This is a genomic window from Thermohalobaculum xanthum (assembly GCF_016623495.1).
Taxonomy (GTDB): Bacteria; Pseudomonadota; Alphaproteobacteria; order Rhodobacterales; family Rhodobacteraceae; genus Thermohalobaculum; species Thermohalobaculum xanthum.
This window is the reverse complement of record NZ_JAEHHL010000005.1, coordinates 23025-39946: the sequence shown is the minus strand read 5'-3', so window position 1 is coordinate 39946 and position 16922 is coordinate 23025. Positions and strand designations below refer to the sequence as shown.

General features: G+C 67.4%; 18 protein-coding genes. 8 read left to right on the top strand and 10 right to left on the bottom strand.

Annotated elements, in window-relative coordinates; genetic code table 11:
* Nucleotide 1 precedes the first annotated feature (1 nt).
* From H0I76_RS09245 to H0I76_RS19415, 3 genes are all read right to left on the bottom strand, one after another.
* Complete coding sequence (locus H0I76_RS09245; protein WP_200609583.1) at nt 2-202, bottom strand: twin transmembrane helix small protein; 201 nt, start codon at nt 200-202, stop codon at nt 2-4.
* A gap of 73 nt (nt 203-275) precedes the next feature.
* Nucleotides 276-1112, bottom strand: a complete 837-nt coding sequence (locus H0I76_RS09240; RefSeq protein WP_200609582.1) for an SDR family NAD(P)-dependent oxidoreductase — start codon at nt 1110-1112, stop codon at nt 276-278.
* Between the two features lie 98 nt (nt 1113-1210).
* On the bottom strand, nt 1211-1516 hold the full coding sequence (locus H0I76_RS19415) for an HNH endonuclease (protein ID WP_234455231.1): 306 nt from the start codon (nt 1514-1516) through the stop codon (nt 1211-1213).
* A gap of 122 nt (nt 1517-1638) precedes the next feature.
* Here H0I76_RS19415 and H0I76_RS09235 point away from each other — a divergent pair, with 122 nt between their 5' ends.
* Genes H0I76_RS09235 through H0I76_RS09225 form a run of 3 tightly spaced genes read left to right on the top strand, consistent with a single transcriptional unit; the run spans nt 1639 to nt 4384 of the window.
* Nucleotides 1639-2691, top strand: a complete 1053-nt coding sequence (locus H0I76_RS09235) for an amidoligase family protein (protein WP_200609581.1) — start codon at nt 1639-1641, stop codon at nt 2689-2691.
* A 26-nt stretch (nt 2692-2717) separates the two neighbouring features.
* Nucleotides 2718-3998, top strand: coding sequence for a TIGR03862 family flavoprotein (locus H0I76_RS09230; protein WP_200609580.1), 1281 nt, complete (start codon nt 2718-2720; stop codon nt 3996-3998).
* Complete coding sequence (locus H0I76_RS09225; RefSeq protein ID WP_200609579.1) at nt 3995-4384, top strand: acyl-CoA thioesterase; 390 nt, start codon at nt 3995-3997, stop codon at nt 4382-4384. The genes H0I76_RS09230 and H0I76_RS09225 overlap by 4 nt, the downstream gene beginning before the upstream one ends.
* A gap of 6 nt (nt 4385-4390) precedes the next feature.
* Here H0I76_RS09225 and H0I76_RS09220 read toward each other — a convergent pair whose 3' ends face one another.
* From H0I76_RS09220 to H0I76_RS09190, 7 genes are all read right to left on the bottom strand, one after another.
* Complete coding sequence (locus tag H0I76_RS09220) at nt 4391-5311, bottom strand: aminotransferase class IV (RefSeq protein WP_200609578.1); 921 nt, start codon at nt 5309-5311, stop codon at nt 4391-4393.
* Nucleotides 5312-5383: 72 nt separating this feature from the next.
* The gene (locus tag H0I76_RS09215; protein WP_200609577.1) at nt 5384-6484 is read right to left on the bottom strand and encodes a branched-chain amino acid ABC transporter substrate-binding protein; all 1101 of its coding nucleotides are present in this window, start codon (nt 6482-6484) and stop codon (nt 5384-5386) included.
* Between the two features lie 83 nt (nt 6485-6567).
* Entirely contained in the window at nt 6568-6909 is a 342-nt protein-coding gene (locus tag H0I76_RS09210) for a DUF6867 family protein (protein WP_200609576.1), read from the bottom strand.
* Between the two features lies 1 nt (nt 6910).
* On the bottom strand, nt 6911-7639 hold the full coding sequence (locus H0I76_RS09205; protein ID WP_200609575.1) for an ABC transporter ATP-binding protein: 729 nt from the start codon (nt 7637-7639) through the stop codon (nt 6911-6913).
* Complete coding sequence (locus H0I76_RS09200; RefSeq protein WP_200609574.1) at nt 7636-8508, bottom strand: ABC transporter ATP-binding protein; 873 nt, start codon at nt 8506-8508, stop codon at nt 7636-7638. Before H0I76_RS09200 ends, H0I76_RS09205 begins: the two co-directional genes overlap by 4 nt.
* 1 nt (nt 8509) lies before the next feature.
* Nucleotides 8510-9823: a high-affinity branched-chain amino acid ABC transporter permease LivM gene (livM, locus tag H0I76_RS09195; RefSeq protein WP_234455230.1), complete on the bottom strand. Its 1314-nt coding sequence runs from the start codon at nt 9821-9823 to the stop codon at nt 8510-8512.
* On the bottom strand, nt 9823-10758 hold the full coding sequence (locus H0I76_RS09190; protein ID WP_200609573.1) for an ABC transporter permease subunit: 936 nt from the start codon (nt 10756-10758) through the stop codon (nt 9823-9825). Before H0I76_RS09190 ends, livM begins: the two co-directional genes overlap by 1 nt.
* A 216-nt stretch (nt 10759-10974) precedes the next feature.
* On the opposite strand from H0I76_RS09190, the gene H0I76_RS09185 reads away from it, so the two are divergent.
* The 5 genes from H0I76_RS09185 to H0I76_RS09165 all read left to right on the top strand — a co-directional run bounded on the left by H0I76_RS09185 (nt 10975) and on the right by H0I76_RS09165 (nt 16699).
* The gene (locus tag H0I76_RS09185; RefSeq protein WP_200609572.1) at nt 10975-12912 is read left to right on the top strand and encodes an acyl CoA:acetate/3-ketoacid CoA transferase; all 1938 of its coding nucleotides are present in this window, start codon (nt 10975-10977) and stop codon (nt 12910-12912) included.
* A 24-nt stretch (nt 12913-12936) separates the two neighbouring features.
* A complete protein-coding gene (locus H0I76_RS09180; RefSeq protein ID WP_407704263.1) occupies nt 12937-13554 on the top strand; it encodes a peptidylprolyl isomerase in 618 nt (205 codons plus the stop codon).
* Between the two features lie 141 nt (nt 13555-13695).
* Nucleotides 13696-14757, top strand: coding sequence for a tRNA preQ1(34) S-adenosylmethionine ribosyltransferase-isomerase QueA (gene queA, locus H0I76_RS09175; protein WP_200609571.1), 1062 nt, complete (start codon nt 13696-13698; stop codon nt 14755-14757).
* A 101-nt stretch (nt 14758-14858) separates the two neighbouring features.
* Nucleotides 14859-16136: an MFS transporter gene (locus H0I76_RS09170; protein ID WP_200609570.1), complete on the top strand. Its 1278-nt coding sequence runs from the start codon at nt 14859-14861 to the stop codon at nt 16134-16136.
* Complete coding sequence (locus tag H0I76_RS09165; RefSeq protein WP_200609569.1) at nt 16133-16699, top strand: DUF924 family protein; 567 nt, start codon at nt 16133-16135, stop codon at nt 16697-16699. Before H0I76_RS09170 ends, H0I76_RS09165 begins: the two co-directional genes overlap by 4 nt.
* Nucleotides 16700-16922: the final 223 nt, after the last annotated feature.

The window sequence follows — 16922 nt, the reverse complement described above, 5'->3', positions numbered from 1 at the left end:
GTCACATTCCCTGCTTGGCAAACCAGACCATCATCAGAAGCAGCACGATCGCAATCGCCTGCGCGATGACGCGGTAGCGCATCATGCGGTTCGAGAAGCGCGGCGAGGCCTTGCCCGACCCGAAGCCGCCGATGCCGATCAAGAGGACGGCAAGCGTCGCGAGACAGGCCGCCGCCGCGAGATAGAAGAAGATACCTGACATGGACAGCATACCTAGCGCGCCCCGATGTGAACGGACAGGGTGAGTTTGCGTCGCAGCGGCGTCGCGTCCCTTGTCATTGCACCCCCATGATCGCATCCATCCAGCGCGTGGGCAAAAGCCGTTTCATCGCACCCACCAGATGCGTGGGCCGCGTGACGTAGTAGCGGGGGCGCGGCCGGGCCGCCTCGAGCGCCACGAGCACCTTTTCCGTCGTGGCCCGGCAGGACAGCTCGCCGACGTCCGGCGGCGGGTTCTTCTTGTAGAGCCGAGGCTCGAGCGTGCTTCGGTAGAACTCAGCCCAGTGCGTGTTCTCGCGGTCGATCCAGCGCTCGTAATGGGCCTGGGCGTTCTCGCGCATGCGGGTCTTGATCGGACCCGGCTCGAGCAGCACGACATGGATCCCGCTGCCCCTCAACTCGAGGCGCAGGGTATCGGTATATCCTTCGATCGCGTGCTTGGTCGCGATATAGGCGCCACGCATCCTCAGCGCCGAGAAACCCAGCACGCTCGAGCACTGGATCAGTCGCCCCTGCCCCTGGCGGCGCATCACCGGCAGCACCAGCCGGGTAAGCTCGTGCCATCCGAAGAAATTCGCCTCGAAGCTCGCGCGCAGCGCGTCGGTCGGCAGGTCCTCGACGGCGCCGGGCTGGGCGAAGGCACCGTTGTTGAACAGCGCGTCGAGCCGGCCGCCGCTGCGCTCCATCGCGGTCCCGAAGGCGGCGTGGATCGAGGCGTTGTCCTGGTAGTCGAGCCGAAAGCTTTCGAGCCCCTCGTCGCGCAGGCGCGCGCAGTCTTCCTCCTTGCGGCAGGTCGCGAGCACCTGCCAGCCGCGTCGCGCGAGTTCGTGTGCCGCGTGATGACCGATGCCCGACGAGCAGCCGGTGATCAGGATCGTTCTCGGCCCGGCCATTTCAACTCCCCGCCTTCGCTCGTTCCGGTGTCGAGATAGCAGAGCCCGCCGCCCGCGCCCAGAGCGCGCGTGCGACCTGCGCGCCGGTGCCGCCGGGATCACCGTCGCCGTCTTCCGCGCCCGTCGCTGCGGCTGTGGAAGGCCGGGTTACGCCGGGCCACCCAGGAAACGAATCGCGCGATGCGGGGGTGGGCGCGCAATGCCTCGATGCTGTCGTAGCCGCGGGCAAGTTCGGCCTCGCTCAGGGTCGCGTGGATCTCGTTATGGCAGATCTGGTGGAGCAGGACGACGGGACCGCCGGCCCCGCCCTTAAGCCGCGGAACCAGATGGTGCAGCGATCGTTTCGCCCTTGGAGGGATGGGCCGCTTGCAGAGCGGACAGATCGGATCCTCGCCCGGTGTCATGGCCCAGAAGCTAGCGCTGCGGGTGATCCTCGGCCAGTCCCCATTGCGGCGCGCCCGAGCGGACGCCACATTGTCTTACGAGGCACGGGCCGGCCACCCGGCGACGACGCGGAGCATCAGGCATGATGAACAGCGAGGAGTCCCGCCGCGGGTCCCACGAGCGTTTCCATGACGCGGTCGAGGTGGTGGCGCCGCCGGTCGCGGAGGGCGCAGACGGTCGCCCGCGCGGGGTCGGGGTCGAGCTCGAGTTCGGGCAACTGACCGCCTTCGACGCGGCACGAGCCGTGACCCGGGCGCTCGGTCCGGGCTCGGCACTGCACGAGGAAGACCCCCATCGCTTCCGGATCACCCCTCCGGCAGGCAGCCCGTGGCGCGGCAGCTTTCGCGTCGAGCTCGACACGCGGTGGGCGCATCCCGAACATCTGCGCCGCCATGTCGGCAACCCGGATGAGAGCGAGGAGGATAACGAGCTTCCGCGCCTCGCCGCGGCGTTTCTGGGGGACGTTGCGGGCCTGGTCATGCCGGTCGAGCTGGTCGCCCCACCGGTCGGCTGGCCCGATCTGCCGGCGCTGATGCCGCTGATCACAGGGCTCCGCGCGGCCGGCGCAACCGGGACCGAGCATTCCACCTTTGCCGGCTTCGGCATGCATCTCAACGTCGAGGCCGCCGCATACGATGCCGAGTACCTGCTTTCGGTGCTGCGGGCCTATGTGCTGATCGCCCCGCGGCTGCGCCGGGACAGCAGGCTCGCGACGATCCGGCGGATGCAGAATTACATCAACCCCTTCGCCGTCGACTACGCGCGGCACATCCTCGACGCCGGCTACGCGCCGGAACTGGGCCGGCTGATCGACGACTACATCGCGTTCAATCCCACGCGGAACATGGAGCTCGACATGTTGCCGCTGTTTGCGCATCTCGACGCGCCGCGCGTCCGTCGCCGTCTGCCGGACGAGAAGATCTCGGCCCGGCCCACCTTCCACTGGCGGCTGCCTGATTGCCGGATCGATGCGCCGGGATGGCGGCCGATGGACGACTGGACCCGCTGGGTCGAGGTCGAACGGCTCGCGACGCAGCCGCTCGAGATCCGGGCGTTGAGCCGGACATTCCTGTCCAAGGGCCCGCGTTGGGAGATCGAGGCCCGCCTCGCCCGCATCGCCGAGAGCTTCGAGTGAGTCCAGTCGGATCGCGACCGCCGGCGATGGAAGAACCCTGCCCCGTCGAGCCTGTCACAGCCGCGGTCATCGGTGCGGGGCCGGCGGGCCTCGCGGCGGCCGAGGCGCTCCTTTCAGCGGGGCTGCGCCCGGTGGTTTTCGAAGCCAAGCCGAGCGTCGCCCGCAAGTTCCTGATGGCCGGGAAGTCCGGCCTCAACCTGACGAAGGACGAAAGCGCCGAGGCGTTTCTCGCGGCATTCGGCGACGATGGGGCCCGGCTCGCGCCCATGCTCGCCGCATTCGGGCCCCGCGCGGCGATGGATTGGGCGCGCGGGCTGGGCGAGGAGATCTTTACCGGCTCGTCGGGCCGCGTCTTTCCGACGGCCATGAAGGGCTCGCCCCTTCTTCGGCGCTGGCTGCAGCGGCTGAGTGGCGTCGAGTTCCGGACCCGCTGGCGCTGGCAGGGCTGGAACGGGGAGGCACTGGTCTTCGAGACGGCGCACGGGCCACGACGGGTCCGCGCGCAGGTCGCGGTTCTGGCGCTGGGGGGCGCATCCTGGCCCCGGCTCGGCTCGGACGCCGCCTGGGTGCCATGGCTGGAGGCACGAGGCGTGGGCGTGCGCCCCTTCCGGCCCGCGAACATGGGCTTCGATGTTGCATGGTCAGCGCATTTCGCCGCGCAGCACGCCGGGGCGCCGGTGAAGAATGTCGCGCTTCGCGTTGGTACGCGACAGGCGCGGGGTGAGTTGGTGGTCACCCGGCAGGGCATCGAGGGCAGCCTCGTCTATGCCGTGTCCGCCGCACTTCGCGATGCGCTCGGACAGGGCGAGGCCGAACTCCTCCTCGACCTCGCCCCTGACGTGACCCGCGACACGCTGATCCGGCGTTTGTCGAAACCGCGGGGTCGGGCCTCGCTCGCGAACCACCTGCGCAAGGCCGCCGGGATCGCTGGGGTGCGTGCGGGACTGTTGCGCGAGTTGGCCCCGGACGCACTGGGCGACCCGGTTTCGATTGCAGGCGCGATCAAGTCGCTGCCGGTTCCGGTCTTACGATCGCGCCCGCTGGCCGAGGCGATTTCCTCGGCGGGCGGGATCTGCTGGAGCGACCTTGACGAGGGCCTGATGCTCAAGCGCCTGCCCGGCGTGTTTGCCGCGGGCGAGATGCTCGACTGGGAAGCCCCGACCGGCGGCTACCTTCTGACCGCATCGCTTGCCACGGGGTTTCATGCAGGACGTGCCGCCGCGAAATGGTGCACCGAAAGCGCCGGCTTGCATGCTGCAGCCGGGGTGGGCCAGTCTCGTCCCATTGCGCGAAAGGAGCCCGAATGACCGAGACGACGACCGGCTCGGCACCGCAGGGCGAGGTCACGCTCCAGACCATCGCCATGCCGGCCGACACCAACGCCAATGGCGACATCTTCGGCGGGTGGCTCATGGCCCAGATGGACCTTGGCGCCAGCGTTCTGGCACGACGCCGCGCACGCGGACGCGTGGCAACCGTGGCGGTCGAGCGCATGACGTTCCATCGGCCCGTATGGGTCGGCGACGTGGTGTCGATCCACAGCCGCATCGAGGCCGAGGGACGAACATCCATGCGGATCGAGGTCGAGGTCTGGATCACCCGCATGCCGGCGGCCGAGCATGTGAAGGTGACCGAGGCCGTCTTCACCTTCGTCGCGATCGACGACGGCGGCAAGCCGCGCCCGCTGCCCTGAACCCGCTCAGGCGGCTCTGACGTCGCGGGCCACGAGGTCGGCATAGAGCGCGCGGATGCGCGCCGTCACGGGGCCCAGCCCGCCATCGCCGATGCGCCGGCCGTCGATCTCGGCGACAGGGGTTTGCGCGCCGAATGTGCCGGTGAGGAAGGCCTCCTCGGCGGAGTAGGTCTCGACCAGCGAGAAGTTGCGCTCGAAGACCGGGATGCCGTTCTCGCGGCAAAGCTCGATCACGTGGCCGCGGGTAATGCCGTTGAGGCAGTAGTCGCCGGTCGAGGTCCAGACCTCGCCGCGGCGGACGATGAAGAAGTTGCAGGAATTCGTGGTGTTCACGAAGCCGAAGGGGTCAAGCATCAGGGCCTCGTCGGCGCCCGCTTTCTCGGCGTGGATGCAGGCGAGGATGCAGTTCAGCTTGGAATGCGAATTGAGCTTGGGGTCCTGCGTCAGCGGCAAGCCGCGATGCTGGGGCACGGTCATCAACCGGATCCCGCGGGGCAGTGTCGGACGGCTGTGCTCGGCGATGATCACGATCGTGGGGCCCGAACGGGACAGCCCGGGATGCTGGAAGGGTCGCGCCTTGACCCCGCGGGTCACCATCAGCCGCGCATGCGCGTCGTCAGTCATGCCGTTCGCTTCCGCGATCTCGTCGAGCGCCGCGGCGAGGTCCTCGCGCGTGCGGACGATGTCGAGGTCGATCGCCCTGGCCGCCTCGAAAAGCCGGTCGAGATGGGCGTCGCGGAATGCCCAGCGCCCGTGGTGCAGGCGCAGTCCTTCCCAGACGCCGTCGCCCAGCATGAACCCGCTGTCATAAACCGAGACCATCGCCTCGGCGCGTGGCACGAGACGACCATTGACGTGGATGAGGAGCTTCGCGTTGCGCGGATCCTCGGCGGCGTCATGGGCGCTCATGTGCTCGATATCGGTCATGGCAGCGGCCCTCCCGGTCGAAAAAAGGGCTGCGCGCGGTCCCGCGCGCAGCCCGTTCAGTCGGATGAACGATCAGCGGTAGTCGTAGCTGCCGTCCTTCCACTCGTACCAGACATAGCCCGGCAGGGTGACGTCGCCCTTGTCGTCGAAGGAGAGACTACCCAGCACGGTGTCGAACTCGCCCGAGTGCAGCGCCGCCGCAACGGCCTCCATGTCGGTGGCGCCCGCCGCGGCGGCCGCCTGCGCCCATGCCTGGATCGCGGCATAGGTGTAGAGCACATAGCCCTCGGGCTCGATGCCCTGGTCCTTGAACTTCTGCACCACTTCCGCCGCCTCGGGGTTCTTGCGCGGATCGGGCGAGAAGGACATCAGCGTCCCCTGGCCGGCGTCACCGGTGATCGACCAGTACTCGTTGGTCACGAGGGCGTCGCCCGAGATCAGCTGCGTGCTCATGCCCTGATCGCGCATCTGGCGCACGATCAGACCGGCCTCGGTGTGGTAGCCGCCCAGGTAAACGACGTCGATGTTCTCCTGCTTCAGCTTCGAGACCAGCGCGGTGTAGTCCTTCTCGCCGGCCGTGATCGCCTCGTACATCGCGGGCTTGCCGCCCAGGGCTTCGTAGGATGCGAGGGTCTGGTCCGCGAGCCCCTTGCCGTAGGCGGTCTTGTCGTGAAGGATCGCGACCCGCTTGCCGGCGAACTCCTCGGCGAGAAGCGCCCCGGCGACCTGGCCCTGCTGGTCGTCGCGGCCGCAGACACGGAACACGTTCGGACCACCTTCATCGGTGAACTTGGGGTTGGTCGAGGCGGGCGAGATCTGGATGATCCCTTCCTCCTCGTAGACCTGCGACGCCGGGATCGACGAGCCCGAGCAGAAGTGCCCGGCCATGAAGACGACGCCCTTCGACACCATCTGGTTCGCGACCGCCACGGCCTGCTTCGGGTCGCAGGCATCGTCGCCGATGCTCAGGACCAGCTGCTCGCCGTTCACACCGCCGGCGGCGTTGATATCCGCGACCGCCTGCTCGGCACCGGCCTTCATCTGGGCACCGAAGCTCGCATACTGCCCCGTCATCGGGCCCGCAGTCGCGATCTGGATGTCGGCCAGCGCGACGCCCTGCCCGACCATCAGACCGAGCGAGAGCGCGGTCCCCATCAAAAGGAACTTCTTCATTTCGGATCGTCTCCCCTTTTTACGAAGCGCCGTGTCGGCACGCTGCCGCAGCGGCGTTCCCAGTTGTCAACCTTCTTGCGCCATCAGCCCCGCTCACGCCACCCGAATGGGCCGGCGCGCTCGTAGAGCCACTCGTATTGCGTCACCATCTGGTTCACACGTTTGAGCCGATATCCGAGCAGCGCAAGCGCAATCACCGAGGCCGCGTCGACCAGATAGTAATGTACCGACAGAAGCGTCCCGCTGAAGAGCGCGAAGTGGAAGAACCTGATCGCGGCCGCCAGCAGCACCATGTAGAAGATCAGGCGCCAGATCGGCTGCCATGTCGAGGCGAGTGCCCGGCCGGACATGAAGGCCGCGCCCCCGCCGATCACCAGCGTGACGAAGAAGAAGGTGACGAAATCGGTCTCCCAGATCACGCCCATGTCAGTGCGCGCCCCCTTCCAGATAGGCCGCCCGGATCTCGTCGCGTGCCAGCAGTTCAGTACCGGTGCCGCTCATGGTGATCTGGCCGTTCACCATCACATAGCCCCGGTGCGCCAGCTTGAGCGCGTGATAGGCGTTCTGCTCGACCAGGAACACGGTGAGGCCGTCGGCGCGATTGAGCTCGCCGATGGCACCGAAGATCTGCTTGACCACCAGCGGCGCCAGCCCGAGCGACGGCTCGTCGAGCAGCAGGAGCCGCGGGCGTGCCATCAGCGCGCGGGCGATTGCCAGCATCTGCTGCTCGCCGCCCGACAGCGTGCCGCCGCGCTGGTCGCGCCGGTCCTTGAGGCGCGGGAACAGCGCAAAGGCGCGCTCGAGATCCTCGTCGAAGAACTTCTGATCGGCGACCGAGGCGCCGATCATCAGGTTCTCCATCACCGTCATGCGGCCGAAGATGCGCCGGCCCTCGGGCGACTGGGCGATGCCCATATGCATGATCTGGTGGGTCGGGAACGTCGTGATGTCCTGCCCGTCATAGAGGACGCGGCCCGAGCGGGCCTGGGGCGAGCCGCAGATGGTCATCATGAGGGTCGACTTGCCCGCGCCGTTCGCGCCAATCAGCGTGACGATCTCGCCCTGATGCACGTCGAGCGAGACGCCGCGCAGCGCCTGGATGCGGCCATAGAACGTCTCGACCTCCGAGACGGCGAGCAGCGGGTGCGCGCTCATTGCGATCCCTCCTCGCCACTCACCGCAGCCGCGGTTTCCTCGATCTCGTGCTCGACCTCCTCGACCTCCTCGTCCTCGACGCCGAGATAGGCGGCAATGACCTTGGGATCGTTTCGGATCTCCTCGGGCGCCGCGTCGGCGATCTTTGCGCCGTAGTCGAGCACCACGATGTGGTCCGAGATACCCATCACGACGCTCATGTCATGCTCGATCAGCAGGATGCCCACGCCCCGCTCCTTGCGGATGAACAGGAGCAGGCGATTGAGCTCGTCCGACTCGCGGGGATTGAGGCCGGCTGCGGGCTCGTCGAGACACAGCAGCCGCGGGCCCGTGCACATGGCCCGCGCGATCTCGAGCCGTCGCTGGTCGCCATAGGGCAGATCCCCGGCCGCATCGTCGGCGCGCGCCAGCAGGCCGGTCTGCTCGAGCCAGTACTTCGCAAGCTCGACCGCCTCGCGCTCGGCATGCCGGTAGCCGCCGATCCCCAGCACGCCGCCGAAGGTGTAGCCCGAGGCCCGCATCAGGGGATTGTGCTGCGCGACCATCAGGTTCTCGAGCACGGTCATCCCACCGAACAGACGGATGTTCTGGAAGGTGCGCGCAACCTTCGCGGTGCGCGGGATCTGGAAGTCGGGCAGCCGCTCGAGCAGGAAACGCTCCCCGTTGTCGTGGTGCATGGTAATGCGCCCGACAGTCGGCTTGTAGAAGCCGGTGATACAGTTGAAGACGGTGGTCTTGCCCGCGCCGTTCGGGCCGATCAGGGCGGTGATCTCGCCGCGTCGCGCGGTGAACGACAGGTCGTCGACGGCCGTCAGGCCACCGAAGCGCATGGTCAGGCGCTCGACCTCGAGCAGGGCGTCACCAGCCATCTCAGTGCCCCTCGCCCTGCGCCACCAGACTGCCCGATACCGCCTTCTTCTCGCGCAGGAAGATCGACGGAGCACGGGTCGCGATCAGTCCGCGCGGGCGCCAGATCATGATCAGCACCATCGCGAGGCCAAAGATCAGCATGCGATAGTCCTCGGCCTCGCGGAACACCTCGAAGCCGCCGATCAGCGCAACCGAGGCGATCACGACGCCGATCTGCGAACCCATCCCGCCCAGGACGACGATCGCGAGGATGAGCGCCGACTCGATGAAGGTGAAGCTCTCGGGCGAGATGAAGCCCTGCCGCGTGGCGAAGAAGGCGCCGGCGAAGCCGCCGAACATCGCCCCGGTCGCGAAAGCCGTGAGCTTGACCGAGGTGGTGTTGAGCCCCAGCGACCGGCAGGCGATCTCGTCCTCGCGCAGCGCCTCCCAGGCGCGGCCGATGGGCAGCCGGCGCAGGCGCATCGTCACGTAGTTGGTGAGCAGCGCGAGCGCCAGGATCAGGAAATAGAGGAAGATGATCCGGTGCAGCGATGAGTATTCGAGCCCGAAGGCGTCGGCGAACCCGCCCTCGCCGCGGCTGAACTCGATGCCGAAGAAGCTCGGCCGCGGGATGCCGGAAAGGCCGTCGGGGCCTCCCGTGAACCAGTACCAGTTCAGCAGGACCACGCGGATGATCTCGCCGAACGCCAGCGTCACGATGGCCAGGTAATCGCCCCGGAGCCTGAGCACGGGAAACCCGAGAATGATGCCCCAGAACGCCGCGAGAATGCCGGCGACCGGCAGGCAGAGCCAGAACGACCAGCCGAAGTGCAGCGCCAGCAGCGCGTAGGAATAAGCCCCGACCGCGTAGAACGCCACGTAGCCAAGGTCGAGCAGGCCGGCGAGGCCGACGACGATGTTGAGACCCCAGCCAAGCATCACGTAGGTCAGCACGAGGATCGACAGATCGAGGATGTAGCGGTCGGTGAACGGCAGGAAGGGCAGGAGCAGCGCAAAGACGAGTAGCGCCGGGCCGAATACCTTGCCGACCCGCGATATCGCGCTGCCCGCGCCTTCCCGCACCGCCGCGGGGATGAGGGACGGTGCGCCCTCGGGGCGATTCCAGACGGTGAGGAGCAGGATCGCGCGCCCGCCGACGGCCGCCGCGACAAGGAGAAGGGCCGACATCCATTGCGGCTGAAGCTCGAGGCCGCCGGGCACCGTTTCCGTCCGCAGGCCGACCATGACGCCGAAGATCGCCAGGGCGAGGAAGCTGGTAACCGCAAGATCGATGAGAATCGAGCGGGGCGAGCGTTTCAGGGCCATGGATGCCATCAGACCTTCTCGACCTCGGGTTTGCCCAGCAGACCCTGCGGCAGGAAGATCAGCACCAGCGCCAGCATCGCGAAGGCGGCCACGTCCTTGTACTCGATCGAGAAATAGGCCGACCAGAAGGTCTCGATCAGGCCGATCACGAGGCCGCCGAGCATCGCGCCCGGCAACGAGCCGATGCCGCCCAGCACCGCGGCGGTGAAGGCCTTCACGCCGGCGACGAAGCCGATGAAGAAGTCGATCACGCCGTAATAGAGCAGGAACATCAGGCCCGCGACGGCGGCGAGAGCGGCACCCATGACGAAGGTCAGCGAGATCGTGCGATCGACATTGATGCCCGACAGTGCCGCCATCTTGCGGTCCTGCTCGCAGGCGCGCTGCGCACGTCCGAGCGGCGTCTTGGCGATGATCATCGAGAAGGTGACCATCAGCGCCGTGGTCAGCAGGATGATGAAGATCTGCATGTTCGAGATCTGCACGACGAACTCGCCCTGCTCGTCGACGCGCCGCATGATCGTGTATCCGTCCTGGATGATCGGCTGGAGCGGCTTGACGCGCGCGCCCTGGGCGATCTGCACGTAGTTCTGGAGCACGATCGACATGCCGATCGCGGTGATCAGTGGCGCGAGGCGGAACGATCCGCGCAGCGGGCGGTAGGCGATGCGCTCGACCGTCCAGCCATAGACCGACGCGATCAGCATCGCGAAGATCAGGACCAGGATCAGCGCGATGATCGTCAGCCCAAGGCCGGTCGAGGCGGTGAGTCCGAGCGCGGTGATGGCGATCAGCGATACGAAGGCGCCGACCATGAAGATATCGCCATGGGCGAAGTTGATCATCCCGACGATGCCGTAGACCATCGTGTAGCCGATGGCGATCAGCCCGTAGATCGAACCCAGCGTCACGCCGTTGATGAGCTGCTGAACGAAGTATTCCATCCGGACCCCTCTCACGCATCCGCCGCGACTTGCGCGGAACCGATGCCGCCCGGTGGCTCCCCCAACCACCGCATGCCTCGCAGCTAAATCCAACTGCATGGAACTTACAAGCCCCCGTAAGAGGCGCGCGGCCGGACCGCTCGAACCGAGCGTCTTGCCCGTCCACACGGCATCGGGGCATGGTCGGGAATGTGCCTCAACCAGCGGGTCTGACAGATGCGAAACAAGATCGTCTCGGCCTCGGAGGCCGCCCGCCTCGTGCGCGACGGCGACTGGCTCACGACTTCCGGCTTTGTCGGCATCGGCGTGCCAGACGAACTCCTCGCCGCGATCGAGGCGCGCTTCGTCGAGACGGGCGAGCCGCGGGGCCTGGGGCTCCTGTTCGCTGCCGGCCAGGGCGACGGCAAGACGCGCGGGCTCAACCGCCTCGGGCATGACGGCCTTCTGGCTCGGGTGATTGGCGGCCACTGGGGGTTGATCCCGAAGATCGGGAAGCTCGCGATCGAAGGCAAGATCCAGGGCTGGAACCTGCCGCAGGGCGTGATCAGCCAGCTCTATCGCGAGATCGCCGCGGGCCGACCCGGCGCGATTTCCAAGATCGGACTCGAGACGTTCGTCGATCCGCGCCTCGGCGGCGGCCGGATAAACGAGCAGTCGCGCGACGTCGTGGTGGAACTGATCAGGATCGGCGGCGATGACTGGCTCTTCTATCGTCGCCAGAAGCTCGACGTGGCGCTGCTGCGCGGAACCACCGCCGACGAGACGGGCAACGTCACGATGGAGCGCGAGGCCCTGATCCTCGACAACCTCGCCCAGGCGATGGCGGTGAGGAATTCCGGCGGCCTCGTGATCGTTCAGGTCGAACGCATCGCTGCCTCGCACACGCTCAATCCGCGCGACGTCGTGATCCCCGGCACGCTGGTCGATGCCGTGGTGGTCGCGCGCCCCGAGAACCACCTGCAAACCTATGCCACCGCCTATTCGCACTACTTCTCGGGCCGCTTTCGCGCCCCGGCGAACGCCGTCAAGTCGATGCCGCTTGATGCGCGCAAGGTGATCGCCCGGCGCTGCGCCTTCGAGCTGCCCGTCAACGGCGTCGTCAATCTCGGCATCGGCATGCCCGAGGGGGTCGCCGCGGTCGCGGGCGAGGAAGGACTCACCCAGCACATGACCCTGACGGCCGAGCCCGGCGTGGTCGGCGGCCAGCCCGCCTCGGGCCTCGATTTCGGCGCGGCGATCAACACCGACGCGATCATCGCGCAGAACGCCCAGTTCGACTTCTACGACGGGGGCGGGCTCGACATGGCCTGCCTTGGCCTGGCCGAGGCCGACGCGACGGGCAACGTGAACGTTTCGCGCTTCGGACCCAAGCTCGCGGGCGCCGGCGGGTTCATCAACATCTCGCAATCGGCCAAGCGCGTGGTGTTTGCCGGAACCTTCACCGCAGGCGGGCTCGACGTCGCCATCGAGGACGGCCAGCTGGCGATCAGGACCGAGGGCCGTGCCCAGAAGTTCCGAGAGGCCGTCGAACAGATCACCTTCTCGGGCTCTCGGGCCGCGCGGCTTGGGCAGCCGGTTCTCTATGTCACCGAGCGGTGCGTGTTCGAGCTCGCGCCGGATGGCCTGCGGCTTGCCGAGGTGGCGCCGGGCGTCGACATCGAGCGCGACATCCTCGCGCAGATGGCCTTCCAGCCGGTCATCGACGAGATCATCACGATGGACGCGCGTATCTTCCACGACCAGCCGATGGGGCTGAAGACCGACCTCTTGCACCTCGATCTCGCGGACCGCATTGCCCTCGATCCCGCCACGGGACAGCTCTTCGTGAACTTCGAGAAGCTGCGCGTGCGCAGCCTCGACGAGATCGAACGGATCCGCGCGCGCGTGGCCGAGGTCTGCGCGCCGCTCGGCCGGCGCGTCGACGTGGTGGTCAACTACGATGGCGCGCGCATCGACGAGGACATCGCGGAGGCATACACCGCGATGGTCGCGGACGTGACCGAGCGCTTCTACGCGCGCGTGAGCCGTTACTCCGGCTCGGCCTTCATGCGGCTCAAGCTGGGCCACGCCCTGGCCGACCGGGCGCTCTCGCCGCATATCTTCGAATCGGCGGCCGAGGCGCGCGCCTTTCTCGACGCCGGAGAGGGTATTTGACCGCTGCCGCCGCGCGGGCTAGGCATGATCCCCGACAACAACCCCGAGCGGAGGGATTTCATGCTCAGGAAGCTCTGCCTTCTGGCCGCCCTGCTCTTCACATTCGCGACACCGGAGGCACGCGCCGTGGACATCAAGGACCCCGAGAACACCCTGATCATCGAACTGCGCTCCGGCGAGGTGGTGATCGAGATGCTGCCCGACGTCGCCCCCGGGCATGTCGATCGGATCAAGAAGCTCACCCGCGACGGCGAGTATGACAACGTCGCCTTCCACCGCGTGATCGAAGGCTTCATGGCGCAGACCGGCGATGTGCAGTTCGGCGACATGGAGGACGGCTACAATCCATCTCGCACCGGCACGGGCGGCTCGGATCTCGCCGACCTGAAGGCCGAGTTCTCGTCGGTTCCCTTCGACCGCGGCGTGGTTGGCATGGCGCGCGCGCAGAACCCCAATTCGGGGAACTCGCAGTTCTTCATCATGTTCGATGACGGCCATTTCCTGAACAACCAGTACACGGTCTGGGGCCGCGTCATCGACGGCATGGAGCATGTCGACAACATCAAGCGCGGCGCACCCGGCTCGGGCGCGGTCACGGACCCCGACCGCATGATCAAGGTCACCGTCGCCGCCGACCGGTAACACGCGGGCCCAATCCGACGACGGGGCGCGGTGCCATGGCTCCGCGCCCTTTTTCGTGTCATCCGACGCAGCGGGGTTTCTGGCGGTTCGCGGTTGCAAAGACCCTTTACCGGGCCGGCCCCCTCGCCTATCTGCGCGCCCATGCAGCTTTCCGACTTCGACTTCGAGCTTCCCGATGCGCTGATCGCGCTCCGACCGGTGCGGCCCCGCCCAGCGTCGCGGCTGCTCGTCGCCGCAGAAGGCCGGATCAGCGACAGCCATGTTCGCGATCTGACCGACTGGCTTCGCCCGGGCGATCTGCTGGTCTTCAACGACACGCGCGTGATCCCCGCCCGCCTTTTCGGCGAGCGGCGGCGCGAGACGCAAGACGGCGCGGGCGTCGCGAAGATCGAGGTGACGCTCATCCATCGTGATGGCCCGGATCTGTGGTCGGCCCTGGTCCGGCCGGCGCGCCGGCTGCGTGCCGGCGACCTGATCCGGTTCGGCGAGGGCCTCGCGGCCGAGGTGATACGAGATCCGGGCGAGGGCGAGACGGCGCTGCGTTTCGATCAGGCAGGCGATGCGCTCGACGCTGCCATCGGACGCGCGGGAGTGATGCCCCTGCCACCTTACATCGCGCAGAAGCGGCCCGCGGACGCGCGCGACATCGAGGATTACCAGACAATCTTTGCCCGCCGCCCCGGTTCGGTCGCCGCCCCGACCGCGTCACTGCATTTCGACGAGGCGCTTGTCGAGCGTCTCGCCGCCAGCGGGATCGGGTCGACCCGCGTCACGCTCCATGTCGGGGCGGGAACCTTCCTGCCGGTGAAGGTGGAAGATATCTCGGCGCACCGCATGCATGCCGAGTGGGGCGAGATCGGCGCCGATGCGGCCGAGACGATCAACGCGACGCGCGAAGCCGGCGGAAGGGTAATCCCGGTCGGCACCACTGCGCTCAGGCTCATCGAGAGTGCTGCCGACGAGGATGGGCGAATTGTGCCGTGGGTCGGAGAGACCGCGATCTTCATCACCCCGGGCTACCGCTTTCGCATCACGGACGCGCTGATGACCAATTTTCACTTGCCAAAATCCACGCTCTTCATGCTGGTGTCGGCGCTGATGGGCCTCGAGCGGATGCAGGCGATCTACGCGCATGCCATCGAAAGGGGCTATCGATTCTTCTCCTACGGCGACAGTTCGCTGCTCGTGCCCGAGCGCCGCTGATCGCCGGATCCGCGACATCTTCTGCCGCACATGGGGTGGCATGACTTAGCAAATGGCATCAGGATGCCCGCAAGCCTGACCGCCGAGCCGAAGGATTACCGATGCGCGCCGTCCTGAAGACCTCCTGGCCGCTGTTGATCGGGATGTTCCTGCTCATGATCGGCAACGGCATGCAGGGCACCGTCCTGGGTATCCGTGGCGGGCTCGAGGGATTCGACGCGACCACGATGGGTCTCGTCATGTCGGGGTACTTCCTCGGCTTCCTCGGCGGCGCACGGCTCACACCGGTGATGCTGCGCCGGGTCGGCCATGTGCGCGTCTTCGCGGCCCTGGGGTCGATGATCTCGGCGGCGCTGGTCATCTACGGCGCGATCGTCGATCCCATCGCCTGGACGCTGATGCGCGTTCTCGTCGGTTTCTGCTATTCCGGCGTCTACGTCGTGGCCGAGAGCTGGCTGAACAACCAGGCGACGAACGAAACCCGGGGGCGCGCCCTCTCGGCATACCTGATCGTGCAGATGCTGGGCATCATCGCCGCGCAGGGCCTGCTCAACACCGCCGATGCGGCGGGCTACGAGCTCTTCGTGATCATGTCCGTGGCGGTTTCGATCTCGTTTGCGCCGATGCTCCTCTCGGCGGGGCCGACGCCGGTGTTCGAGACGACACGCACCATGTCGCTCGGGCGGCTCTACCAAAGCTCCCCGCTCGGCTGCGTCGGGACCTTCCTTCTGGGCGCGATCTTCGCCTGCCAGTTCGGCATGGCGCCCGTCTACGCCACGCTGCGCGGGATGACGACGGCCGAGATCTCGATCTTCGTCGGTGCCTTCTATGTCGGCGGGCTGGTGCTGCAGTACCCGATCGGCTGGCTCTCGGACCGGATGGACCGGCGGCATCTCATCGCCGTGGTCACCGCGATCGGGGCTGCCGCCGCCTTCCTCGCGCTGGTCGCGGGGGGCAGCTTCATCTGGCTGGTGATTGCGGCGACGCTGATCGGCGGCACCTCGAACCCGCTCTACTCGCTGCTGATCGCGCACACGAACGACTTTCTCGCGCCCGAGGACATGGCGGCCGCATCTGGCGGCCTGATCGTTCTCAATGGTATCGGCGCCGCCGGGACGCCGATCTTGGTCGGCTATCTCATGCGTGATTTTGGCGAGACCGCCTTTCCGCTGTTCCTCGGGGCGGTGATGTCGACCATGACCGTCTACGCGCTCTACCGCATGACCAAGCGCCGCGCGAAGCCGGCGACCGAAACCGTGCCGATCTCGCCGATCACGCTGGCCGCTACCCCGGTCGCGGGCGAGATCGCGCAGGAAGCGGCCGTCGAACAGATCGAGGCCGCCGGCGAGGGCGATCAGGCCCAGGTGGGCGCGACATGATCCCGGACCGCCGCGCCGCGATCGCCGATATCCTCGGCTACTGGATCGACGAGGTCGGGGTCGCGCGCTGGTATGTCGCCGACCCAGCGATCGATACCGAGATCACCACCCGTTTCGGTGCGCTCTGGCGCGAGGCCCGGAACGATCCGGCCCAGGCCTGGGCGGCGACGGCGCAGGGCGCGCTCGCCAACCTGATCCTGCTCGACCAGTTCCCGAGGAACATGTTCCGCGGAACGGCTGATGCATTTGCCTCCGATCTCGCGGCGCGCGCCCGGGCCAAGACGGCGATCGCGCATGGCCTCGACCGGCAGGTTCCCGAACCTGAGCGCCAGTTCTTCTACCTGCCCCTGATGCATTCCGAGTCGCTGAGCGATCAGGAACTCTGCGTCGCGCTCCTCGTCATGCGGATGCCGGACACGGGTGCCGAGAACATCTCGCATGCCGTCCGCCACCGCGGCGTCATCCGGCGCTTCGGCCGGTTTCCAAGCCGCAACGCCGCGCTCGGTCGCATCGACTCGGCATCGGAACTCGCCTACCGGGCGGCCGGCGGCTACATGAGCTGAGCGTTGCCGATTCGCGACTGCTGATCGCGCTCGAACAAGGCGTCGCCGCGGGGCTTGGGCCCGGACGGCGCCGTCGGGGCAGACCCCGCCTCGCCGAATGATCTCGCCGCAACGGATCACCGTGTGCGCTGGCCCCTTCGTTCAGAAAGTTTCGCGCGCGATCTGCCGCAAGCTCCTGCGGTGCCATGGCGTTTGCCCTGTCTGCCATTCCTGCCTTAGGGTT

Coding starts and splice junctions, on each gene's coding strand:
- H0I76_RS09245 (WP_200609583.1), bottom strand. CDS start 202: ATGTCAGGTATCTTCTTCTATCTCGCGGCGGCGGCCTGTCTCGCGACG.
- H0I76_RS09240 (WP_200609582.1), bottom strand. CDS start 1,112: ATGGCCGGGCCGAGAACGATCCTGATCACCGGCTGCTCGTCGGGCATC.
- H0I76_RS19415 (WP_234455231.1), bottom strand. CDS start 1,516: ATGACACCGGGCGAGGATCCGATCTGTCCGCTCTGCAAGCGGCCCATC.
- H0I76_RS09235 (WP_200609581.1), top strand. CDS start 1,639: ATGATGAACAGCGAGGAGTCCCGCCGCGGGTCCCACGAGCGTTTCCAT.
- H0I76_RS09230 (WP_200609580.1), top strand. CDS start 2,718: ATGGAAGAACCCTGCCCCGTCGAGCCTGTCACAGCCGCGGTCATCGGT.
- H0I76_RS09225 (WP_200609579.1), top strand. CDS start 3,995: ATGACCGAGACGACGACCGGCTCGGCACCGCAGGGCGAGGTCACGCTC.
- H0I76_RS09220 (WP_200609578.1), bottom strand. CDS start 5,311: ATGACCGATATCGAGCACATGAGCGCCCATGACGCCGCCGAGGATCCG.
- H0I76_RS09215 (WP_200609577.1), bottom strand. CDS start 6,484: ATGAAGAAGTTCCTTTTGATGGGGACCGCGCTCTCGCTCGGTCTGATG.
- H0I76_RS09210 (WP_200609576.1), bottom strand. CDS start 6,909: ATGGGCGTGATCTGGGAGACCGATTTCGTCACCTTCTTCTTCGTCACG.
- H0I76_RS09205 (WP_200609575.1), bottom strand. CDS start 7,639: ATGAGCGCGCACCCGCTGCTCGCCGTCTCGGAGGTCGAGACGTTCTAT.
- H0I76_RS09200 (WP_200609574.1), bottom strand. CDS start 8,508: ATGGCTGGTGACGCCCTGCTCGAGGTCGAGCGCCTGACCATGCGCTTC.
- livM (WP_234455230.1), bottom strand. CDS start 9,823: ATGGCATCCATGGCCCTGAAACGCTCGCCCCGCTCGATTCTCATCGAT.
- H0I76_RS09190 (WP_200609573.1), bottom strand. CDS start 10,758: ATGGAATACTTCGTTCAGCAGCTCATCAACGGCGTGACGCTGGGTTCG.
- H0I76_RS09185 (WP_200609572.1), top strand. CDS start 10,975: ATGCGAAACAAGATCGTCTCGGCCTCGGAGGCCGCCCGCCTCGTGCGC.
- H0I76_RS09180 (WP_407704263.1), top strand. CDS start 12,937: ATGATCCCCGACAACAACCCCGAGCGGAGGGATTTCATGCTCAGGAAG.
- queA (WP_200609571.1), top strand. CDS start 13,696: ATGCAGCTTTCCGACTTCGACTTCGAGCTTCCCGATGCGCTGATCGCG.
- H0I76_RS09170 (WP_200609570.1), top strand. CDS start 14,859: ATGCGCGCCGTCCTGAAGACCTCCTGGCCGCTGTTGATCGGGATGTTC.
- H0I76_RS09165 (WP_200609569.1), top strand. CDS start 16,133: ATGATCCCGGACCGCCGCGCCGCGATCGCCGATATCCTCGGCTACTGG.